19 protein-coding genes and 1 pseudogene are annotated in these 18,912 nt (G+C 67.6%); 2 read left to right on the top strand and 18 right to left on the bottom strand.

What is annotated here, in order from left to right; genetic code table 11:
• Nucleotides 1-264: 264 nt before the first annotated feature.
• From pncB to B0920_RS02900, 18 genes and pseudogenes are all read right to left on the bottom strand, one after another.
• A complete protein-coding gene (gene pncB / locus B0920_RS02985) occupies nucleotides 265-1,476 on the bottom strand; it encodes a nicotinate phosphoribosyltransferase (protein ID WP_078033259.1) in 1,212 nt (403 codons plus the stop codon).
• Between the two features lie 123 nt (nucleotides 1,477-1,599).
• Nucleotides 1,600-2,286: pseudogene (locus B0920_RS02980) on the bottom strand (nicotinate phosphoribosyltransferase); the annotation flags it as partial.
• Between the two features lie 11 nt (nucleotides 2,287-2,297).
• On the bottom strand, nucleotides 2,298-2,813 hold the full coding sequence (locus tag B0920_RS02975) for an SET domain-containing protein (protein WP_078031091.1): 516 nt from the start codon (nucleotides 2,811-2,813) through the stop codon (nucleotides 2,298-2,300).
• A 132-nt stretch (nucleotides 2,814-2,945) separates the two neighbouring features.
• Complete coding sequence (locus B0920_RS02970) at nucleotides 2,946-4,625, bottom strand: AMP-binding protein (RefSeq protein ID WP_078031090.1); 1,680 nt, start codon at nucleotides 4,623-4,625, stop codon at nucleotides 2,946-2,948.
• A 152-nt stretch (nucleotides 4,626-4,777) separates the two neighbouring features.
• On the bottom strand, nucleotides 4,778-6,442 hold the full coding sequence (locus tag B0920_RS02965) for a 4Fe-4S binding protein (RefSeq protein WP_078031089.1): 1,665 nt from the start codon (nucleotides 6,440-6,442) through the stop codon (nucleotides 4,778-4,780).
• On the bottom strand, nucleotides 6,439-7,002 hold the full coding sequence (locus tag B0920_RS02960; protein ID WP_143745615.1) for a DUF3306 domain-containing protein: 564 nt from the start codon (nucleotides 7,000-7,002) through the stop codon (nucleotides 6,439-6,441). Before B0920_RS02960 ends, B0920_RS02965 begins: the two co-directional genes overlap by 4 nt.
• Nucleotides 6,999-7,439, bottom strand: a complete 441-nt coding sequence (locus B0920_RS02955) for a DUF3305 domain-containing protein (protein ID WP_078031087.1) — start codon at nucleotides 7,437-7,439, stop codon at nucleotides 6,999-7,001. Before B0920_RS02955 ends, B0920_RS02960 begins: the two co-directional genes overlap by 4 nt.
• Before the next feature lie 13 nt (nucleotides 7,440-7,452).
• Entirely contained in the window at nucleotides 7,453-8,070 is a 618-nt protein-coding gene (locus B0920_RS02950; protein WP_078031086.1) for a hypothetical protein, read from the bottom strand.
• Complete coding sequence (locus B0920_RS02945) at nucleotides 8,067-8,516, bottom strand: hypothetical protein (RefSeq protein WP_078031085.1); 450 nt, start codon at nucleotides 8,514-8,516, stop codon at nucleotides 8,067-8,069. The genes B0920_RS02950 and B0920_RS02945 overlap by 4 nt, the downstream gene beginning before the upstream one ends.
• 8 nt (nucleotides 8,517-8,524) lie before the next feature.
• Nucleotides 8,525-9,622, bottom strand: coding sequence for a formate dehydrogenase subunit gamma (locus tag B0920_RS02940; protein ID WP_078031084.1), 1,098 nt, complete (start codon nucleotides 9,620-9,622; stop codon nucleotides 8,525-8,527).
• Nucleotides 9,623-9,632: 10 nt separating this feature from the next.
• Nucleotides 9,633-9,851 (bottom strand): hypothetical protein, encoded by a 219-nt coding sequence (locus B0920_RS02935; RefSeq protein ID WP_078031083.1) that lies wholly within the window; start codon nucleotides 9,849-9,851, stop codon nucleotides 9,633-9,635.
• The gene (fdh3B, locus tag B0920_RS02930) at nucleotides 9,848-10,531 is read right to left on the bottom strand and encodes a formate dehydrogenase FDH3 subunit beta (protein ID WP_218669326.1); all 684 of its coding nucleotides are present in this window, start codon (nucleotides 10,529-10,531) and stop codon (nucleotides 9,848-9,850) included. Before fdh3B ends, B0920_RS02935 begins: the two co-directional genes overlap by 4 nt.
• A 28-nt stretch (nucleotides 10,532-10,559) precedes the next feature.
• On the bottom strand, nucleotides 10,560-13,382 hold the full coding sequence (locus B0920_RS02925; protein WP_143745614.1) for a formate dehydrogenase subunit alpha: 2,823 nt from the start codon (nucleotides 13,380-13,382) through the stop codon (nucleotides 10,560-10,562).
• A gap of 28 nt (nucleotides 13,383-13,410) precedes the next feature.
• Nucleotides 13,411-13,674, bottom strand: coding sequence for a formate dehydrogenase (locus tag B0920_RS02920; RefSeq protein ID WP_229455125.1), 264 nt, complete (start codon nucleotides 13,672-13,674; stop codon nucleotides 13,411-13,413).
• Complete coding sequence (locus B0920_RS02915) at nucleotides 13,658-14,350, bottom strand: molecular chaperone (RefSeq protein ID WP_229455124.1); 693 nt, start codon at nucleotides 14,348-14,350, stop codon at nucleotides 13,658-13,660. Before B0920_RS02915 ends, B0920_RS02920 begins: the two co-directional genes overlap by 17 nt.
• Nucleotides 14,351-14,425: 75 nt before the next feature.
• On the bottom strand, nucleotides 14,426-14,581 hold the full coding sequence (locus B0920_RS02910) for a DUF2474 domain-containing protein (RefSeq protein ID WP_078031080.1): 156 nt from the start codon (nucleotides 14,579-14,581) through the stop codon (nucleotides 14,426-14,428).
• Nucleotides 14,581-15,600: a cytochrome d ubiquinol oxidase subunit II gene (gene cydB / locus B0920_RS02905; protein ID WP_078031079.1), complete on the bottom strand. Its 1,020-nt coding sequence runs from the start codon at nucleotides 15,598-15,600 to the stop codon at nucleotides 14,581-14,583. The genes B0920_RS02910 and cydB overlap by 1 nt, the downstream gene beginning before the upstream one ends.
• 4 nt (nucleotides 15,601-15,604) lie before the next feature.
• Nucleotides 15,605-17,059 carry a cytochrome ubiquinol oxidase subunit I gene (locus B0920_RS02900; RefSeq protein ID WP_078031078.1) on the bottom strand — a complete coding sequence of 485 codons (1,455 nt, stop codon included), beginning with the start codon at nucleotides 17,057-17,059 and terminating at the stop codon, nucleotides 15,605-15,607.
• 246 nt (nucleotides 17,060-17,305) lie between these two features.
• On the opposite strand from B0920_RS02900, the gene fnr reads away from it, so the two are divergent.
• Together fnr and B0920_RS02890 are read left to right on the top strand one after the other, a co-directional pair.
• The gene (fnr, locus tag B0920_RS02895; protein ID WP_078031077.1) at nucleotides 17,306-18,070 is read left to right on the top strand and encodes a fumarate/nitrate reduction transcriptional regulator Fnr; all 765 of its coding nucleotides are present in this window, start codon (nucleotides 17,306-17,308) and stop codon (nucleotides 18,068-18,070) included.
• Nucleotides 18,071-18,090: 20 nt separating this feature from the next.
• Entirely contained in the window at nucleotides 18,091-18,897 is an 807-nt protein-coding gene (locus B0920_RS02890; RefSeq protein WP_078031076.1) for an AraC family transcriptional regulator, read from the top strand.
• Nucleotides 18,898-18,912 lie beyond the last annotated feature (15 nt).

Genomic DNA, 18,912 nt, shown 5'->3' with positions numbered 1-18,912 from the left:
GGATTCGATCGGCGCGACTGCAGCGATTCGTCCAACCGGTGCGTCCGAGCAAATACTCGAGTATATGAGAGGAACAACTTTCGAGGGCCCTCGTTAAAAGGCTAAGCTGAAGCTTGACAAAACTGAGTACAAGCAGCTTTACGGCTGATTTCGGTAGCCAGGCATTGGCATGCCTGCTAACTGTAGAATCTAACAGTCACATAAGCTGGAAGCTTAACTATTGAAAGACCGTATGTGATTTTTCTTGCCAAGCCACCTCTAACGCTAATCTAGCTTGTTAAAAATTTGGCGGAGATAAGCGACGAACGTTGGATCGCTGCACGATGTCTTTTCAGGGTTATCAGAAATTTTGCAAACAGGTTGGCCATTGCATTTAACGAGCTTCATTACGATACTAAGAGCAGGTACGCCGGTGTCGTTAGTGAGGTTGGTACCAATACCAAACCCTGTCATCGTACGGTCAACAAAGTGGTCATATAGCTCGAAGGATTTTTCAATATTAAGCCCGTCAGAGAACACAAGTCGCTTCGTGTGTGCATCTATCCGTAACTTGGCATAGTGAGCAAGAGCTTTTTCGCCCCAGATAACGGGATCCCCACTGTCGTGCCGTAGCGAGTCGAACAGCTTCGCGAAGTACAGATCGAAATCGCTCAGGAATGCATCCATCCCAACCATGTCGGTTAGAGCCGTGCCAAGGTCGCCCCTATACTCATCCACCCAAGCTTGTAAAGCAGCCTTCTGAAAATTTCGAAGACGAACAGTCTCTTGCGCTTGAAATAGCCCGAACCACTCATGCGCGTGCGTACCGATAGGGACAAGATTGTATTTCCGCGCTAGGTGGACATTAGACGTGCCCTTAAAGTGGGTTGGCAATTCACTTGACAATGTGGCTACGACTAAATCCTGCATTTCAGACGAAAAACGACGGCGCAATCCAAAGTCAAAGAATTCAAACGGATGAGCGCGGTTTGTAGCAACCTGCTGTACGCGCTCTTTGATAAGGCCAATTTTCTGATGAAGCCGCTTCACTCCTTCCTTGAGACACGATTGCTTGTCGAATCGACGGAAGTAGAGCTCGTTCACCAACTGCAGGACGTAAATTTCAAACGGCATCGTGTGCACCATTGGTCCGATTGCTCGCACACGAAGACGTTTGTCTTCCGTTGTTACGGTAATGAATTTGCGCTGCAGGTGAAAAAGCGAAAGAAAGTCGACAAAGTCCGGTTTGATAAAACGAAGATCTCGTAGGTAATCAAGCTCTTCATCGGAAAATCGTAAATTGCAAAGATAGTCGAGTTGAGCGTTCAGTTCATCCGCGAGTTCTGATAGCGGATACTTTGGTTCATTACGACATGTAAATTCGTATTCCGCATGTGCTGCAGGATGACTATGTAACAGGGCCTGCCACATAGTAAATTTATAGAGATCGTTCTCAAGGAGAGAAGTGATAACGGGAACGAAGGCTGTATTGGTCATGAACAAAATCTCCCTTCCTTGCCGTTAATGCAGATGAACACAAGATTCGACAGGCCTATCCGACTTGCTATTAATCCCATATCCCGTGCCCGTATCGATAGAGCACCGTTGAGCTTGTGAACAGTTCCGTCTTACATAAAGCCATTCGTGGGCCATGGTGCCGATCGGGACCAGGCCATACTTGCGCGCCAGGTGCACGTTGGAGGTGCCCTTGAAATACTGGGGCAGCTCGCGCTGCAGGGTCGCCACCACCTCGTCGTGCCATTCGCCGGAAAAGCGGCGGCGCACCCCGAAGTCGAAGAACTCGAAAGGGTTGGCGCGCGGCGGCTCCTGGCCGAAGGCGCGGAAGGCCTCGATCTTGTGCTGGAGGCGCACCCGCGCCTCCTTCAGCGCCGCCGCCTGGTCGAAGCGGCGGAAGTAGAGCTCGTTGACGATGTAGAGCACGAAGATCTCGAAGCCCATCACGTGCACGATCGGGCCGCTGGCGCGGATGCGCAGGTGGGGGCCGTCGGTGTCGACCTGGATGAACTTGCGCTGGAAGCGGAACAGGGTCAGGAAGTCCGCGAAATCGCTCTTGATGAAGCGCAGGCTGCGCAGGTAGTCGACTTCCTCCTCCAGGAACATCATCGAGCACAGGTAATCGAGCTCGCGCTCGACCTCGTCCTTCAGCTCGGCCAGCGGGAAGGCCGGCTCGTTGCGGCAGCGGAACTCGTATTCGCCGTGGGCGCCCGGATGGCTGTGCAGCAGGGCCTGCCACATGGTGAACTTGTACAGATCGGTTTCAAGCAGGCTGCGGACAACGGGCTTCATCGACTCTCCGGTCAGGCGGTGGCGGCGCCGTCGCCGCCGCGACGCTTGGTGCGGCGCTTGGGCGCCAGCATGGTGCCGGTGCAGCCCTCGGTGCCGCAGCGGCAGGCGAACAGCTTCTTGAGCGCCGGCGTGTGGCGCTCGTCGTAGATCAGGGCGTAATTGTAGTTCAGTTCCTCGCCGGGCTCGATCTCGCGCATGGCGTGGATGTAGACCCTGCCCTCGTCCTCGAAGGCCTCGCAATTGGGCGAGCAGGCGTGGTTGATCCAGCGCGCGTCGTTGCCGCGCCGGCCGCCGTCGATCACGCGCCCGTCGGCGAGGCTGAAGTAGAAGGTGTGGTTGACCGGGCCGCCGGCCTGCGCCGCGCGTTCGGTCGCCTCATCCCAGGTGATGCGCTCGCCGCGGTATTCGATGATGCGTTCGCCGGGGGCGATGGTCCGCAATGCGAACACGCCGTTGCCGTGGACGGGGGACTTGCGCACTTCGTAGGCCGGCGCGGAGCCGGCCCTGGTGGATCGCTTGGTGGTCATCGATGGGTGCCGTGGAAGTCGCGGCCCGACCGGGCCGCGGTGTGTTGTCAACGATGACAGCATTATGGAGCCAATCGGGGTGCGCGTGCCGCACATTTTCGATGCCGGCCGCGCGGCCCGCGGCGCGCCTCCTCAGGCGGGGAAATCCTCCTCGCGGTATTCGAGGCCGGCCGGCGCGGCCTCGCCTCTTGCCGCCTCCTCCTTGCGCAGCTCGACGCGCCGGATCTTGCCCGAGATGGTCTTGGGCAGCTCGCGGAACTCGATGCGGCGGATGCGCTTGTAGGGCGCGAGGCGCTCGCGGGTGAAGGCGAACAGCGCGGCGGCGGCCTCGCGGCTCGGCTCCCTGCCCTGGCGCAGGGTGACGAAGGCCTTGGGCACCGACAGGCGCAGCGGATCGGGACTGGGCACGATGGCCGCTTCCAGCACGCTCTCGTGCTCGATCAGCACGCTCTCGAGCTCGAAGGGGCTGATGCGGTAGTCTGAGGACTTGAACACGTCGTCGTTGCGGCCGACGTAGAAGTAGTAGCCGTCGGCGTCCCGGCTGGCGGTGTCGCCGGTGTGGTAGTAGCCGCCGCGCATCACCTCGGCGGTCTTGGCTTCGTCGCCCTCGTAGCACAGCATCAGGCCGATCGGCTCGGCGTCGAGCTTGACCGCGATCTCGCCCTCGGGCGCGGGCTGGTCGTCGATGTCGAGCAGGGCCACCTCGTAGCCGGGCAGCGGCCGCCCCATCGAGCCCGGCTTGATCGGCTGGCCCGGCGAATTGCCGATCTGGCAGGTGGACTCGGACTGGCCGAAGCCGTCGCGGATGCGGATGCCCCAGGCGCGTTCGACCTGCTCGATCACTTCCGGGTTGAGCGGCTCGCCGGCGCCGACCAGCTCGCGCAGCGGCGGCTTCCAGGCCGCCAGGTCTTCCTTGATCATCATGCGCCACACGGTGGGCGGCGCGCACAGCGAGGTCACGCCGCAGCGCACGATGGTGTCCAGGGCCGCCCTGGCCGAGAAGCGCTCGTAGTTGTAGACGAAGACCGTGGCGCCGGCGTTCCAGGGGGCGAAGAAGCAGCTCCAGGCGTGCTTGGCCCAACCGGGCGAGGAGATGTTCCAGTGCACGTCGCCGCGCTGCAGGCCGATCCAGTACATGGTCGACAGGTGGCCAACCGGATAGCTCTGGTGGCTGTGCAGCACCAGCTTGGGCTTGGCCGTGGTGCCGGAGGTGAAATACAGCAGCAGCGGGTCGGTGGCGCGGGTCTCGCCCTCGGGCGTGAACACGGCCAGGGTGGAGCGGCAGTCGTCGAAGTCGCGCCAGCCTTCCAGGGCGCCGCCGACCGCGATGCGGGTGTAGTTGCCCGGCAAGGCCTCGAACTTGTGGGCCTCGGAAGCCTGGGCGATCACATGCTTGATGCGGCCGCGCTCGAGGCGGTCGGCCAGGTCGGCGCCGGACACCAGCATGGTGGTCGGCACCAGCACCGCGCCGAGCTTGATTCCGGCCAGCATGATCTCCCACAGCTCGACCCGGTTCGGGAGCATCAGCAGCACGCGGTCGCCGCGCTCCACCCCGGCCTGGCGTAGCCATTCCGCCACCTGGCTCGAACGCGCCGCCATGTCGGCGAAGGAGATCTTCTGCTCCGAGCCGTCCTCGTCGACCACCCACAGGGCCGGCGCGTGGTTGTCCCTGGCCTGGTGGTCGAAGAAGTCGAGGGCCCAGTTGAAATTCTCGAAGCGGGGCCGCTGGTAGCCGCGGTAGGCGGTCTCGTAGTCGGTGCGGTGCTGCTGGAGGAAATCGCGCGCCTGCAGGAAGCGCTGGGTTGGCGTCATGGTGTGCTGTCTCCTGTTCGTTCGACGGAAAACCGCAGGGCTCGCCCACCAGGCTGCGATGGGATGCCCCGTCCTTCTTGACCATTTTGCCATTGTTTCGCGCCGGCGGGGCGGCGAGGCGCTCATCCGCCGTGCCGGCCCGGCGCAGCGCCTCAGTCGCGCTTGAGGACCGTCACCTGCATCTCGTCCTGGGGCTGCATCATGTCGATCACGCGGCAGTCGCCGCACATGCGCAGGCGGTCCAGGTTGGCGGCGAAGGCCGGGTGGCTGGCCAGGCGGCCGAGCATGTTCTCGACCATCTGCAGGGTGCCGAAGGGCTTGCTGCAGCGGATGCAGTGGAAGGGTTGCGACTCGTTCAGCACCACCGCCTGCAGGCGGCTTCCCTCGAAGCTCATGCGCGGCTCGAGCCGGATCGCGTCCTCGGGACAGGTGGCCGCGCACAGGCCGCACTGCACGCAGTTCTTCTCGATGAAGCGCAGCTGGGGCAGGCCTTGGCCGTCCTGCACGGCGGCCGCCGGGCAGGCGCCGACGCAGGACATGCACAGGCTGCACTTGTCGCGGTCGACGGCGATGGCCCCGAAAGGCGCGCCGGCCGGCAGGGCCACCCGGGCCGGCTGCTGCGGCGCGTGCCGGTGCAGGTGGTCGAGGGCGAAATCGAGGGTGTTGCGTTTGTCCCCGGCCACGTGGAACACCGCCGGCTCGCGCGCGACCTGGCCGCGCGGCGCGTGGCGCAGGGCCAGCGCCAGCTCCTCCGGCGCCTCCACGCGCAGCAGCTGGAAGTGCGGGCCGGCGTAGCCCAGGCCGTCGAGCACCGCCTGGGCGATCCGCATCTGCTGGTCGAGCGCGGCCAGGTACTGGGGCGCGTGCTGGTCCGTCATCAGCACCGCCACCCCGCTGGCGCCATAGGCCAGGGCGGCAAGCCACAGGTCGATGCCGGTGGCGGCCGCATGCTGCAGGGCCAGCGGCAGCACCCGCCCCGGCACCTCGGGACCGAGCTGCTCCAGCAAGGCCGCCCCGCCGCCGTCGTGCAGCAGGAGCACCGGCTCCTGCCCCCCCGCCTCGCGGTAGGCGCGCAGCAGCGCCAGGACGCGCTTGCCGGTGAGCTGCACCGGCGGATAGGCGTAGCTGATGGCGCCGGTCGGGCAGACCGTGGAGCAGGCGCCGCAGCCGGCGCACAGGTAGGGGTTGACCTTGACCCGTTCGCCATCGTCGAGGATGGCCTTGGCCGAGCAGACGTCCAGGCAGGCGCTGCAGCCCGGACGGCCGTTGCGGCCGTGCGCACACAGGCGCTCGCGGTAGTTGAAATACTTCGGCTTCTCGAACTCGCCCACCATGTCGAGCAAGGCCTCGGCGGCCGCGCGGCGCGCGGCCTCGTCCTCGCCGGGGGCGTAGTAGCCGTGCGGCCGCTGGTGGCTGGGGATCAGGCGCGCCGCGCACAGGTCGAGCACCAGGTCGAAGCTGCCCTGCCCGACCGCTTGGCCGGTGGCCTGCCAGCGCGCCTCGAAGGCGCCCAGCCAGCCGGCCACGGCGAGGGCGCGCGCCACGTGCACCGGATAGTCGCGCGCCACGCCGTCGGTCGGCTCGTCGAGGACGATGGCGGTCACCGGCAGCGCGCCGGCGAGGCGGTCGGCCCAGGGCAGCGCCTGGGCGGCCGGACCGGCGACCAGCAGGCGTCCGGCCGAGCGGTAGCCGACCGTGATCGCCGCCTCGAAGGCGGGAATGGCGGCGAGGGCGGCCAGCGCGGCGCTGCGCGCGAGCGCGTCGCGCCCGTTCCCCAGCGGGTCGGCCGGGGCGCCGTCGTTGAGTCGGATGTTCATGCGTTTCCTTGTGTCGATGGGGGCGCGGCCTGCTGCGCCGGCGGCGCTGGCGCGTCCTGGTTGTCGTCTTCCCGGTCCGGCGCGCGCTCGGCGGCCTGCGTCTCCGGTGCCTGCTCTTCCTTCCCGCCATCGTCGAGAAGGCGGCCCAGCGCGCTGTGCGCATGGCGCAGCTGGGCCAGCATGTCCTCGCTCAGCGGCGAGGGCTTGTTGTAGTCGTCGATATAGACGTCGAGGCCGTCCATCACATTGAAATGCGGGTCGGCGAACAGCTTCTTGAGCGCCATCCGGCGCACCGCCTGGTCCACGCCCTTGACCACGAAGCCGGAAAAATCGGAATCCAGGCCCAGGCGCTCGGCGTCCTCGAGGGTCGGCAAGGGCCGGGCTTCGGCCGCGTCGGCCGGCCCTGGCTCGGCCGGCGCCGGCGCAGGGGCAAGGGCAGCCGGCGCAGCGGCAGGCAGAGGCGCCGACGCCTGCCCGACCGGCTCCGGCTCGCCGCCCGTCGACTTGAGCCGCGCCCAGCGGCGGAAAAAACCTTCCTCGGCCATCGGCGTGTCGCTCATCCGTGCTGGCGCCCCTTGCGCGGGCGCGGCGTATAGTGCTCGCGCAGGTAGCCGGCCAGCCAGGCGTAGATCTCGGCCGGCATGGTGACACCGTCGGCCGCCTCGCCCGAATCGAACATGCGCGTGCCCTCGACGTAGCTGACCGAGGCCCGCACCGGAATGGCCTTGCCCTCCTCCATGCGCCACAGCACGAACACCTTGGACTCGGGCGCCACGCAGTTCTCGTAATAGCCTTCGTTCTCGTCGGTGTACAGCTCCAGCTCCAGGCCCGACACCAGGTAGTAGTCGCGCTCCGGGCTCTCGCTCAGCACCTGCAGGCGCGGCAGGCCGCCGCGGTCCGGCACCACGCCCACCGCCGCCCAGGCCTCGTCGGCCCAGCGGTGCTGGACGCTGCGGCGCTGCATGATCACCGCGATCGGCATCGATCCCATCTTCATCGGCGCGGTCCCGTCATTCCTTGTTGGCCGTCTTGGGCGAGTGCTTCTTCTCGACCGCCGGTGCGGCGCCGGCCGGCAGGGCCTTGGTCGGCCCCCGCTTGACGTCCTCGCTCGGGGGCGCGGTGCCCAGCTTCTCGCTCTTGACCGGCACATTGGCCGCGTTCAGCGCCTGCGGGCTGCGCGGGGCGGCGCCGGTGGCGGGGGCGGCGGCCGCGGTGCCCGGCGCCGCGTTGGCCGGCGGGGCGGCCGGCACGCCGGCATTGGTCGGACTGGTGTTGGCCGCAGGCGGCGCGCCGGCGGCAGGCGCCGCGCCCGGCTTGGCGGCCGCGCCGCTCGCCGCAGCGCCAGCCGGCGCGCCAGCCGACCCGGCAGCCGGCGCGGCAGCGATCGCCACCGGGGCGTTGACCTTCCAGCCCTGGCCGGCCGCGCGCGTGCGCCAGCGCGCGCTGATGGCGTCCATCGAGGCCGCCAGCGCTTCCTTGTCCTTGGCCGCCTTGGCGTCGGCCTCCGCTTTCTTGGCCGCCGCGGCCTGGGCCTGGGCGGGCGTGGGGGCCGGCAGCTTGGCCGCCGCCGTTGCCGCCAGCGCCAGGCCGGCGGCGAGCAGGCCCGCTTTCATCATCGTGCGCATCATTTGCCCTCCGGTTTGCCGCCGGCGGCCGGGCCGTTGGCGGCCGCATTGCTGGCCGGCGCGCTCGGCTGGGCGCCAGGCGCCGCCGGCTTGCCCATGTCGCCCGGCGGCAGGGTGGTGCCGCCCTGCCCGGCGCTGGACGGCGGGGTCGCGCCCTGGGACGGTCCCTGGCCGGTTTCCTGCACCGTGCCGCCCATGGCCGCGCCGCCGGTGGTGCCGCCGGAGCCGCCGGCGATGCCCGGGGTGCCGCCGGCATAGGCGCCCTCGGTCGCGGGCGGCTTGTTGCGCTCCAGGATCTCGCCGCTGGTGCCGCCGCCGGCCGTCACCTGGCCCGGGAACTTGGTCTGGATGACGCCGTCCGCCGCCGGCATGCTGTTGCGCTCGCAGCCCGCGGCCAGCAGCACCATGGCCGCCAGTCCGGCTTGGGTCAGGATGGTCCTTGTCTTCATGCTCGTCCTCAATGGGCTGGACCCGGCTGGACCGGGGGCGGCGCGGGCGGCACGGCGCCCGGCCCGGCCGGGCGCGGCGGCAGGTCGCCGGACGGAACGGCCCCATGCCTGGCCTGCTCGTACCAGAGTTGGTGGTGGGCCTTGGCCCAGGCTTCGTCGACGGTGCCGTGGCGCATGGCCTCGTAGGCCCCGGGCGTGCCCAGGGTGCCGATGTAGGCGTGGCCCATGGCGGCCGCGATGTAGAGGGCGGCGCCGGCGATGTGCAGGTAGTTGGCCACCTGCATGACGTAGCGGGTCTGGCCGAAGTTCACGAAATCGAGGATCAGACCGGTGATCGACATCACCAGGCCGAGCAGGGTCACCCCCAGCCAGAACCAGGTTTTCTCGCCGGCATTGAAGAAGCCGGCCGGCACGTGCTTGTGCGAGATGAGCCCGCCGCCCTGCTTCACCCACTCCCAGTCCTGGCGGCGGTAGAAGTTGCGCCGCACGAAGGTGATGAACATCAGCACCGAGCACACGATGAACAGCGGCCCGACGAAATTGTGCAGGTACTTGGAGATGATCGCCACCCAGGAGAACAGGTCGTGGCCCATCCAGGGCAGCATGATCTTCTTGCCGTACATGATGACGATGCCGGTGATGGCCAGGGCGATGAAGCTGAAGGCCGTGGCCCAGTGCACCTGGCGCTCCCAGCGCGTGAAACGCTGCAGCTTGCGCCCGCTGCGCGGTTCCTCGCGCATCGGGCCGATGGTCTTGTAGAACACGAAGATCAGGAGCGGCACCGCGAGCAGGATGGCGCCGGCGATCGTGGCCAGCGGACCGTTGCGCCAGATGCGCCAGGTGTTGCCGCCGCGCTGGACGATGACATTGGCCTCGTTGTCGCCGTACTGGCCGAGGAAGTGGCGGTCCAGGTGCACCCGCCCCGAGGCGGAGGAACCCAGGCCCGGCTCGGGCACGCGCGAATCGGCCTCGATCTGGAGCATGGTCTGCTCCTCGGCGTAGGCCGGCTCGGCCTTCTTGTTCGGCACGCCCGCGAAGGCGGCCGGCAGCACCAGGGCGGCTACCAGGAGCAGCATGGCGCGCAGCAGCATCAGGTTCGCTCGCATGGTCGGCTCCTCAGGGATTGGCCCGGTTGTACTCGTTCTGCTTCTGGTTGCGGTTCTCGACCGCGGCCCACCAGGCCAGGCGGTCGTTGTGGAAGCGCACCTGGTAGTGGCGGTTGTCGTCCTTGCCCGCGTACTCGCCCTTGAGCCATTGCGGATGCTGGTCGACCTCGAGGCAGCCGGCCAGCAGCAGCAGCGGCAGCACGGCGCAGAAAGAAGTCAGTCGCTTCATGTCGGGAACCTCCCGCCGCCGTTCTGGAAGTCGTTCGGCAGCTGGTTCTCGCGCGGCATGTCGCCCTTGGCCTTGATCTCGCCGCCGCGCTTGGGCTTGCCGTAGGCGATCTTCCAGCCCCACAGCTCGGGGCCGTAGCCGCGCGTCTCGACGCGCTGGCGGTAGATGTCGGCGATGATGTTGGCTTCGCCGCCCAGCAGGGCCTTGGTGCCGCATTGCTCGGCGCAGGCCGGCAGCTTGCCCTCGGCGATGCGGTTGCGGCCATACTTCTTGAATTCGGCGTCCGAGGTGTCCGGTTCCGGACCGCCGGCGCAGAAGGTGCACTTGTCCATCTTGCCGCGGTGGTTGAACAGCCCGGTCTCGGGAAACTGCGGGGCGCCGAAGGGACAGGCGTAGAAGCAGTAGCCGCAGCCGATGCACTGGTCCTTGCTGTGCAGGACGATGCCGTCCTCGGTGTGGTAGATGCAGTTGGTCGGGCACACCGCCAGGCAGGGCGCGTCGGTGCAATGCATGCAGGCGACCGAGACCGAGCGCTCGCCCGGCACGCCGTCGTTGATGGTGACCACGCGGCGGCGGTTCACGCCCCAGGGGGTCTCGTGCTCGTTCTTGCACGCCGTCACGCAGCCATTGCAGTCGATGCAGCGCTCTGTGTCGCAAATAAATTTCATCCTCGCAGCCATGCCGCTCTCCTCCCTTGGTCCGGTCCCGTCAGGCGCGCACGAGGCGGCACAGCGAGACCTTGGTTTCCTGCATCATCGTCACGGCGTCGTAGCCGTAGGTCCAGCCCGTGTTGCAGGCTTCGCCGCGCACGGTCGGCGCCCCGCCTTCCGGATAGTGGCGCTCGAGGTCCTCGCCCATCCACCAGCCGCCGAAGTGGAAGGGCATCCAGACCAGGCCCACGGGCACGCGCTCGGTGACCATGGCCATCATCTTCATGCGCGCCCCGATCGGGGTCTCGACCCAGACGAATTCGCCCACCCTGGCCCCGATCTGGGCCGCGTCGCGCGGATTGATCTCGACGAACATGTTCTGCTGCAGCTCGGCCAGCCAGGGGTTGGAACGGGTCTCCTCGCCCCCGCCCTCGTACTCGACCAGGCGGCCCGAGGTCATGATCAAGGGGAAGTCCTTCGAGTAGTCCTGCGCCTGGATCGACTTGTACAGGGTCGGCAGGCGCCAGAACGCCGACTTGTCCTCGTAGGTCGGGTACTTGGCCACCAGGTCGCGGCGCGGCGAGGCGAGCGGCTCGCGGTGCACCGGCACCGGATCCGGGAAGTTCCACACGTTGCAGCGCGCGCGGGCGTTGCCGAACGGCGCGCAGCCGTGGGCGATCACGACCCGGATGATGCCGCCCGACAGGTCGGTCTTCCAGTTCTTGCCCTCGGCCAGGGCCTGCTCGGCCGGGGTCAGTTCATTCCACCAGCCCAGCTTCTTGAGGAAGACGTGGTCGAATTCGGGATAGCCGACGTCGAGCTCGCTGCCCTTGTTGGTCGAGCCGTCGGCCGCCAGCAGGCTGGCCCCGTTGTGCTCCACGCCCCAGTTGGCGCGGAAAGGCAGGCCGCCCTCGGCCACCGACTTGTTGATGTCGTAGAGGATGGGCGTGCCCGGGTGCTTCATCTCCGGCGTGCCCCAGCAGGGCCAGGGCAGGCCGTAGTAGTCGCCCTTGCAGGGGCCGCTGTCGGCCCGCATCGTGGTCGGGTTGAAGGTGTGCTTGTTCTCCATGTGGAGCTTGAGGCGCTCGGGCGAGCAGCCGGTGTAGCCGATGGTCCAGCAGGAGCGGTTGATCTCGCGCAGGATGTCCTCGACCACGGGCTCGTTGTGCACCACCTTGATGTTCTTGCACAGCTCCTCATGGAAGCCCAGCTTGCGCGCGAACAGGTACATGATCTCGTGGTCGGTCTTGCACTCGAACAAGGGCATGATGACCCGCTCGCGCCACTGGATCGAGCGGTTCGAGGCCGTGCACGAGCCCTGGGTCTCGAACTGGGAGGCGGCCGGCAGCAGGTAGACGCCATCGGTGCGCCCGTGCATGGACGCGGTCATGCTCGGATAGGGGTCGATCACCACCAGCATGTCGAGCTTCTGCATGGCCGCCTTCATGTCCGGGAGGCGGGTCTGGCTGTTGGGCGCGTGGCCCCAGTAGAACACGGCGCGCAGGTTGCTCGGCTGGTCGATGAACTGGTTCTGCTCGTTGACCGCGTCGAACCAGCGCGAGACCGTGATGCCGGGCTTTTCCATCAGCTCCTTAGAGCCGAAGCGCGACAGGATCCAGTTGTAGTCCACGCCCCAGACGCTGGCGAAGTGCTTCCAGGAGCCCTCGGCCAGGCCGTAGTAGCCCGGCAGCGAGTCGCCGTTGGGGCCGACGTCGGTGGCGCCCTGCACGTTGTCGTGGCCGCGGTAGATGTTGGCGCCGCCGCCCGGCACGCCGATGTTGCCCAGCGCCAGCTGGAGGATGGCCAGGGCGCGCACATTGGCCGTGCCCACGTGGTGCTGGGTGATGCCCATGCACCAGACCACCGAGGACGGGCGGTTCTTGGCCAGCATCTCGGCCGCGATGCGCACCGCGCTTTCCGGCACGCCGGTCACGTCCGACACTTTGTCCGGGGTCCACTTGGCGACTTCCTTGCGCACGTCGTCCATGCCGTAGGTGCGGGCGGCGATGAAGTCCTTGTCTTCCCAGCCGTTCTCGAAGATGTGCCACAGGATGCCCCAGACCAGCGGGATGTCGGTGCCGGGCCGCACCCGTACGTAGTGGTGGGCGAAGCGCGCGGTGCGGGTGAAGCGCGGGTCGATCACGATCATCTTGGCGCCCAGTTCCTTGGCGTGCAGGAAGTGCAGCATCGAGATCGGGTGGGCCTCGGCCGGGTTGGAGCCGATGAAGAGCACGGCCTTGCTATGGTGCAAGTCGTTAAAGGAGTTGGTCATGGCCCCGTAGCCATAGGTCTGGGCCACGCCCGCGACCGTGGTCGAGTGGCAGATGCGCGCCTGGTGGTCGCAGTTGTTCGAGCCCCAGAACGACACCCATTTGCGCAACAGGTAGGCCTGCTCGTTGTTGTGCTTGGAGCTGCCGATCACCATGAGGGCGTCCGGCCCGGCCTGCTGGCGCAGCTGGATCAGCTTGTCGCCGATCTCGTTGATCGCCTGGTCCCAGGAGATCCGCTGGTACTTGCCGTTCACCAGCTTCATCGGGTAGCGCAGGCGGTGCTCGCCGAAGGCGTGTTCGCGCACCGAGGCGCCCTTGGCGCAGTGGGCGCCCATGTTGATCGGCGAATCGAAGGCCGCCTCCTGGCGCACCCAGACGCCGTTGGCAACCACCGCGTCCACCGAGCAGCCGACCGAGCAGTGGCTGCAGATGGTGCGCTTGATCTCGGTCGGCACCGCGGCGCCAGGCACCGGATCGGCCGCTTCGGCCTTGTCGATCACGTTCAAGGGAAGCTGGCGCGCCAGCGCGCCTGCGCCGGCCGCGATGCCGGCGCCGACCAGGAAGCGACGGCGCTTCAGGCCGCCGTCGCGGGTCGTTTTTACGAGGGACATGCTGGTTCCTCCTGGTTCATTCGCCAGCTCACCAATAGGCGGCGGTCTGGTAGTAACGGCGGATGTGCTCGGTCTCGTGGTAGCCGCGCTTGACCCCGGGCGCCGCGGGCGCGGCCGGCGCCGGCGCCTCGGCCGCCGCGGCGTTCGCGGTCACCGCCGCCAGCGCCCCCAGCGGGGCCGCTTTCAGGAAATGGCGGCGCTTCGGATCGACGCCCGCGGGCTGACCCGCTTGCGCCTGTGCTTGCGCTTCGACTGGCGCCAGGCTGCCCTGCGCTTCAGGATGCTCGGTCATTGCTTTCCTCCCCTACGACGAATGCCTCGGCCTCGATGTCCAGGAATGCCCCGGCCAGGCCGGCCACCAGGCGGTAATAGTTGGCGCCTTCGGCGGACGCGATGTCGTCCACGCAGCGCGCATACCAGGGCGCGATGTGGGTCTCGAAAAAACGCTGCTGCTCTTCGAGCGAACGGCGCGCGATGCGCGGCGCGCCGGCGACCAGCACGCGCATGGTCTCGCACAGGGCGCCCAGGTGGTCCTCGAATTCGCCCGCCCCGCGCACCCGCGCCAGCTGCAGGCGGGCGAGGTCGGCGCGCAAGGCGGCCAGCGGCGCGTCGTTCAGGTAGCCGGACAGGTAGCGCGAGCCATAGGGGTTCACCGAAGGCGTGCCGACGGCGACGAAGAGCCGGTCGAATTCTTCCGCCACCGCCTGCGGGTCCATCACGCCGGACGCAAGCTGCAGGCGTTCCCAGCTTTGTTCGAGGGCCAGCTCGCCGCCCTGGGCCAGGATCGGATCGGCGTTCGCCAGGGCCTCGAGCAGGTCGGCGTCGGGGGCGGACAGCAGCAGGCGCGCCAGCAGCGCGTACAGGTCGGCCCTGGCCTGGTCCTCGGGGCTCAGGGGTGCGCCGACAGGCGTGGAAACAGGGACGCCTGAAAGAACAGGATCGAAGATCGGCGCGCTCGGATTGGACACTGTGCAGCTCTCCCGTGGCAAAGTTTTAAAAGAAGTGTATTCCTCCCGCACTTGGAACCGCGCACGCTAGGCTGCTCAGCGCATCCCCGCCAAGCGCATGATCATTCTCATCAGAAATGCTATCACTGCGAGGGTGCTCACGCCCCCTACCCAAAGGATGAGCAGCCACCCCACCCTTCGTGCCCACAGGCGCCGGCCCGCCCCCTGCTCCCCGGTCGGTCGGCGCGCCATCAGTGGTAGCCCGCGTCGGCCTTCACCTTGCCCCGGAACACCCAGTAGGACCAGCCGGTGTACATCAGGATGATGGGCAGGATGACCAGGGTGCCGACCAGGGTGAAGCCCTGGCTGGCGGGCGGCGAGGCGGCCTCCCAGATCGAGATCGAGGGCGGCACGATGTGCGGCCAGATGCTGATCGCCATGCCGGTGTAGCCGAGGAAGATCAGGCCGAGGGCCAGCACGAAGGGCTGGCGGAAAGGCAGGCGCCCGTCCTTGCCGGCCAGGGCGCGCAGCAGCAGGACCATGCACAGGAGGACCAGGATCGGCACCGGCGCCAGGAACACGATGTTCGGGAAGCTGAACCAGCGGTCGGCGACCGCCGGATCGCGCAGCGGGGTCCAGACGCTGACCACCGCGATCGCGCCGAGCAGCAGCAGGGCGAAGGGGCGCGCCACCTGGATCATGCGCGCCTGCAGCTCGCCCTCGGTCTTCATCACCAGCCAGGTGGCGCCCAGCAGGGTGTAGGCGATCATCACGCCGACGCCGGCCACCAGCGGGAAAGGCGCGAACCAGTCCAGCGGCCCGCCGGCGTAGCTGCGGCCCGAGACCGCGATCCCGTCGAGGAAGGCGCCCAGCGACACGCCCTGGAAGAAGCTGGCCGCCACCGAGCCGCCGATGAAGGCCTTGTCCCACAGGTGGCGCTCGTGCTCCTTGGCCTTGAAGCGGAATTCGAAGGCGACGCCGCGAAACACCAGGGCCACCAGCATCAGGATCAGGGGCAGGTAGAGCCCCGGGAGGATGATCGCGTAGGCCACCGGGAAGGCCGCCAGCAGCCCTTCCCCGCCCAGCACCAGCCAGGTCTCGTTGCCGTCCCAGACCGGGGCCACGGTGTTCATCATGGTGTCGCGGTCGCGCTTTTTCGGGGTGAAGGGAAACAGCATGCCGATCCCGAGGTCGAAGCCGTCCAGCAGCACGTACATGAAGACGGCGAAGAAGATGATCACGGCCCAGATGATGGAAAGGTCGATGCCCATGGCCTCAGCTCCTTGGCGGATGGTGGTCGGCGCCGCCGGCCGCGCCGCCGTCCTCGTCGTTCTTGACGTCGGCCGCCGACAGCGGCCGCATCGGCGTGCGTTCCTCGCCCGGCCCGCCCTCGGGCGCGCGGGCCAGTTCGAAGTGCTGGGGGCCTTTGCGTATCATGCGCAGCACGTAGGCGGTGCCGGCGCCGAACACGAACAGGTAGGCGACCACGAACAGCAGCAGGGTCAGGCCCAGGCTCGCGGCGCCGTGCGGCGACACCGCGTCGGCGGTGCGCAGCACCCCGTAGACCACCCACGGCTGGCGCCCGACCTCGGTGGTCACCCAGCCGGCCAGGATCGCCACCAGCCCGGCCGGCCCCATCCACAGGGCGAAGCGCAGGAACAGCCTGTGGCCGAACAGGCGCCCGCCGCGCCGCAGGAACAGGCTCCAGGCCCCGAGCGCGATCATGAGCAGGCCCAGGCCGACCATCAGGCGAAAGCTCCAGAACACGATCAGGGAATTCGGCCGGTCCTCGGGCGCGAAGTCCTTCAGCGCCGGGACCTGGCCGTCCAGGGTGTGGGTCAGGATGATGCTGCCCAGGTAGGGGATGCCGACCGCGTACTTGGTGCGTTCCTCTTCCATGTCCGGGATGCCGAACAGCAGCAGCGGCACCGCGTGCCCTGGCCGGTTCTCCCAGTGCCCTTCCATCGCCGCCAGCTTGGCCGGCTGGTGCTTCAGGGTATTCAGGCCATGGAAGTCGCCCACCACGGCCTGGATCGGCGCCACGATCAGCAGCATCCACATGGCCATCGACATCATCTTGCGCACCGCCGGATTGTCGCGCCCGCGCAGCAGGTGCCAGGCGGCCGAGCCGCCCACCAGCAGGGCGGTGGTGAGATAGGCCGCGATCACCATGTGCACCAGGCGGTAGGGAAACGAGGGGTTGAAGATGATCGCCAGCCAGTCCACCGGCACCATGCGCCCGCCCTCGATGGCATAGCCCTGCGGGGTCTGCATCCAGCTGTTGGCGCCCAGGATCCAGGTCGAGGAGATCAGCGTGCCGATCGCGACCATGCAGGTGGCCACGAAATGCAGCTCGCGCCCGACCCGGTTCCAGCCGAACAGCATCACGCCCAGGAAACCGGCTTCGAGGAAGAAGGCGGTCAGCACCTCGTAGGCGAGCAGCGGCCCCATCACGCTGCCGGCGAACTCGGACAAATAGCTCCAGTTGGTGCCGATCTGGTAGGCCATGACGATGCCCGAGACCACGCCCATGCCGAAGGTGACGGCGAAGATCTTGAGCCAGAAATGATAGAGGTCGACGAAGACCTGGCGCCCGGTGCGCAGCCAGCACAGTTCGAGCACGGCGAGATAGCTGGCCATGCCGATGGTGATTGCCGGAAACAGGATGTGGAAGGACATCGTGAACGCGAACTGGATTCGTGCCAGATCCAGGGCGGTGAAACCGAACATGGGCGCTCCTTCGCTCAGACCACGCTTGTGCATTCGCATCGCGTCCCGGCGAATCTAGCACGGCGTCCCCATGCGCACGTTTGGCCGGTGTCGAAACGGCATGCCAGACGGATCATCGTTCTGGAACCTGCACCCGAAACGCAACAAGATTCGGCCATTGCGGCCGGGCCGGGGCCTCCGGCCGACTTGTTCGCGGCGCGGCGGGTCTATAATCCAGACTCGCTCACAGACAGGACGCTCCACCCCATGACCCAGACCGTGTCGTTCAAGTCCGACCAGCCCGTCAATATCCAGGCCATCAAGGCAAGCTGCTCCGCCTGCAGCATGCACCAGCTGTGCCTGCCGATGGGGCTGGAAGACGCCGACATCAACCGCCTCGACCAGATCATCGGCCGCCGCCGCCGGCTCGAGCGCGACGAGCGCCTGTACCAGATGGGCGAGCCCTTCCGCAACCTGTACGCGGTGCGCTTCGGCCACTTCAAGACCTACCAGGTGAACGCGGCCGGCGAAGCCCAGATCACCGGCTTCCAGATGGCCGGCGAGCTGCTCGGCATGGACGCCATCAGCGGCAGCCACCATTGCGACGCGGTGGCCCTGGAAGACTCGGAAGTTTGCGAGATCCCCTTCTCGCGCCTGGAAGAACTGTTCGGCGAAGTGCCGGCCCTGCTGCGCCACTTCCACCGCATCATGAGCCAGGAGATCACGCGCGAGCAGAACGTCATGCTGCTGCTGGGTAACATGCGCGCCGAGCAGCGCTTCGCCGTGTTCCTGGTGAACCTGTCGGCGCGCTACGCCGCGCGCGGCTATTCGCCCAACGGCTTCCAGCTGCGCATGTCGCGCGAAGACATCGGCAACTACCTCGGCCTGACCATCGAAAGCGTCAGCCGCCTGCTGTCGCGCTTCAAGAAACAGGGCTGGATCGAGGTCGACAAGCGCGAAGTCAGGCTGCTCGATCCGGTCAAGCTCAAGGCGCTCGCGGCCGGCACCGACGTGTGCAGTCCGATGGCCTGAGGCGCCAGGGCGGACCGGCGATGAGCTCCCCTTCTCCGTTCGCGCTGCACCTGCGCAGCTACGGCGCGCTGGGCGACCCCGACCGCCATGCCTACGCCCAGCTGGTCCTGCCGCTGCGGGGCGGCCTTGCCCTCGAGATCGAAGGCCGCGCCGGCCGCCTCGACGCGCTGCGCGGCGCGCTGATCGCGCCCGGCGCCTGGCACGCGCAGGCCGGCGAGGCCGGCAACCAGTCCCTGATCCTCGACCTCGACGCCGGCGTGCTGGCGCGCGGCCCCTGGCAGCGCCTGCTGGAACGCCCCTTCCCCACCATCGGCCCGGCGGCCCGCAAGCTGGTCGAGTTCATGGGCATCGTGGGCGGCAGCGGCCCGGCCGCCACCGTGCAAGGCTGGGCCCCGCTGCTGCTCGACACCCTGGCCCAGGAAGCGCCCCAGCCGCTGTCGCGCCTGGCGGCCCTGACGGCGCGCATCGAGGCCGAGCCTGGCCTGCCCTGGGATGTGGAGCGGATGGCGCGCGTGGCGGGTCTCTCGGCCAGCCGCCTGCACGCCCTGTTCCGCGAAGAGCTGGGCGCCAGCCCGCGCGCCTGGCTGGCGGCGCGGCGGCTGGAACTGGCCTGCGCCTGGCTGGCCGGCAGCGCCCGTCCGATCGCCGACATCGCCCTGGCCGCCGGCTTCGCCGACCAGAGCGGCCTGACCCGCGCCATGCGCCTGGCGCTGGACACCACGCCGGCCGCTTATCGGCGCGCACATCGGCCTTCACATCGAAGCGCACATCGGAGCGCCGACCCGCACGCGGCCAACTCCGGCGAGCCTGTGCACAAAACGCAGTAGACGGCGCCAAGATAT

It is taken from the genome of Massilia sp. KIM (genome assembly GCF_002007115.1).
GTDB lineage: Bacteria > Pseudomonadota > Gammaproteobacteria > Burkholderiales > Burkholderiaceae_D > Telluria.
This window is presented reverse-complemented; position numbering and strand designations above follow the sequence as displayed.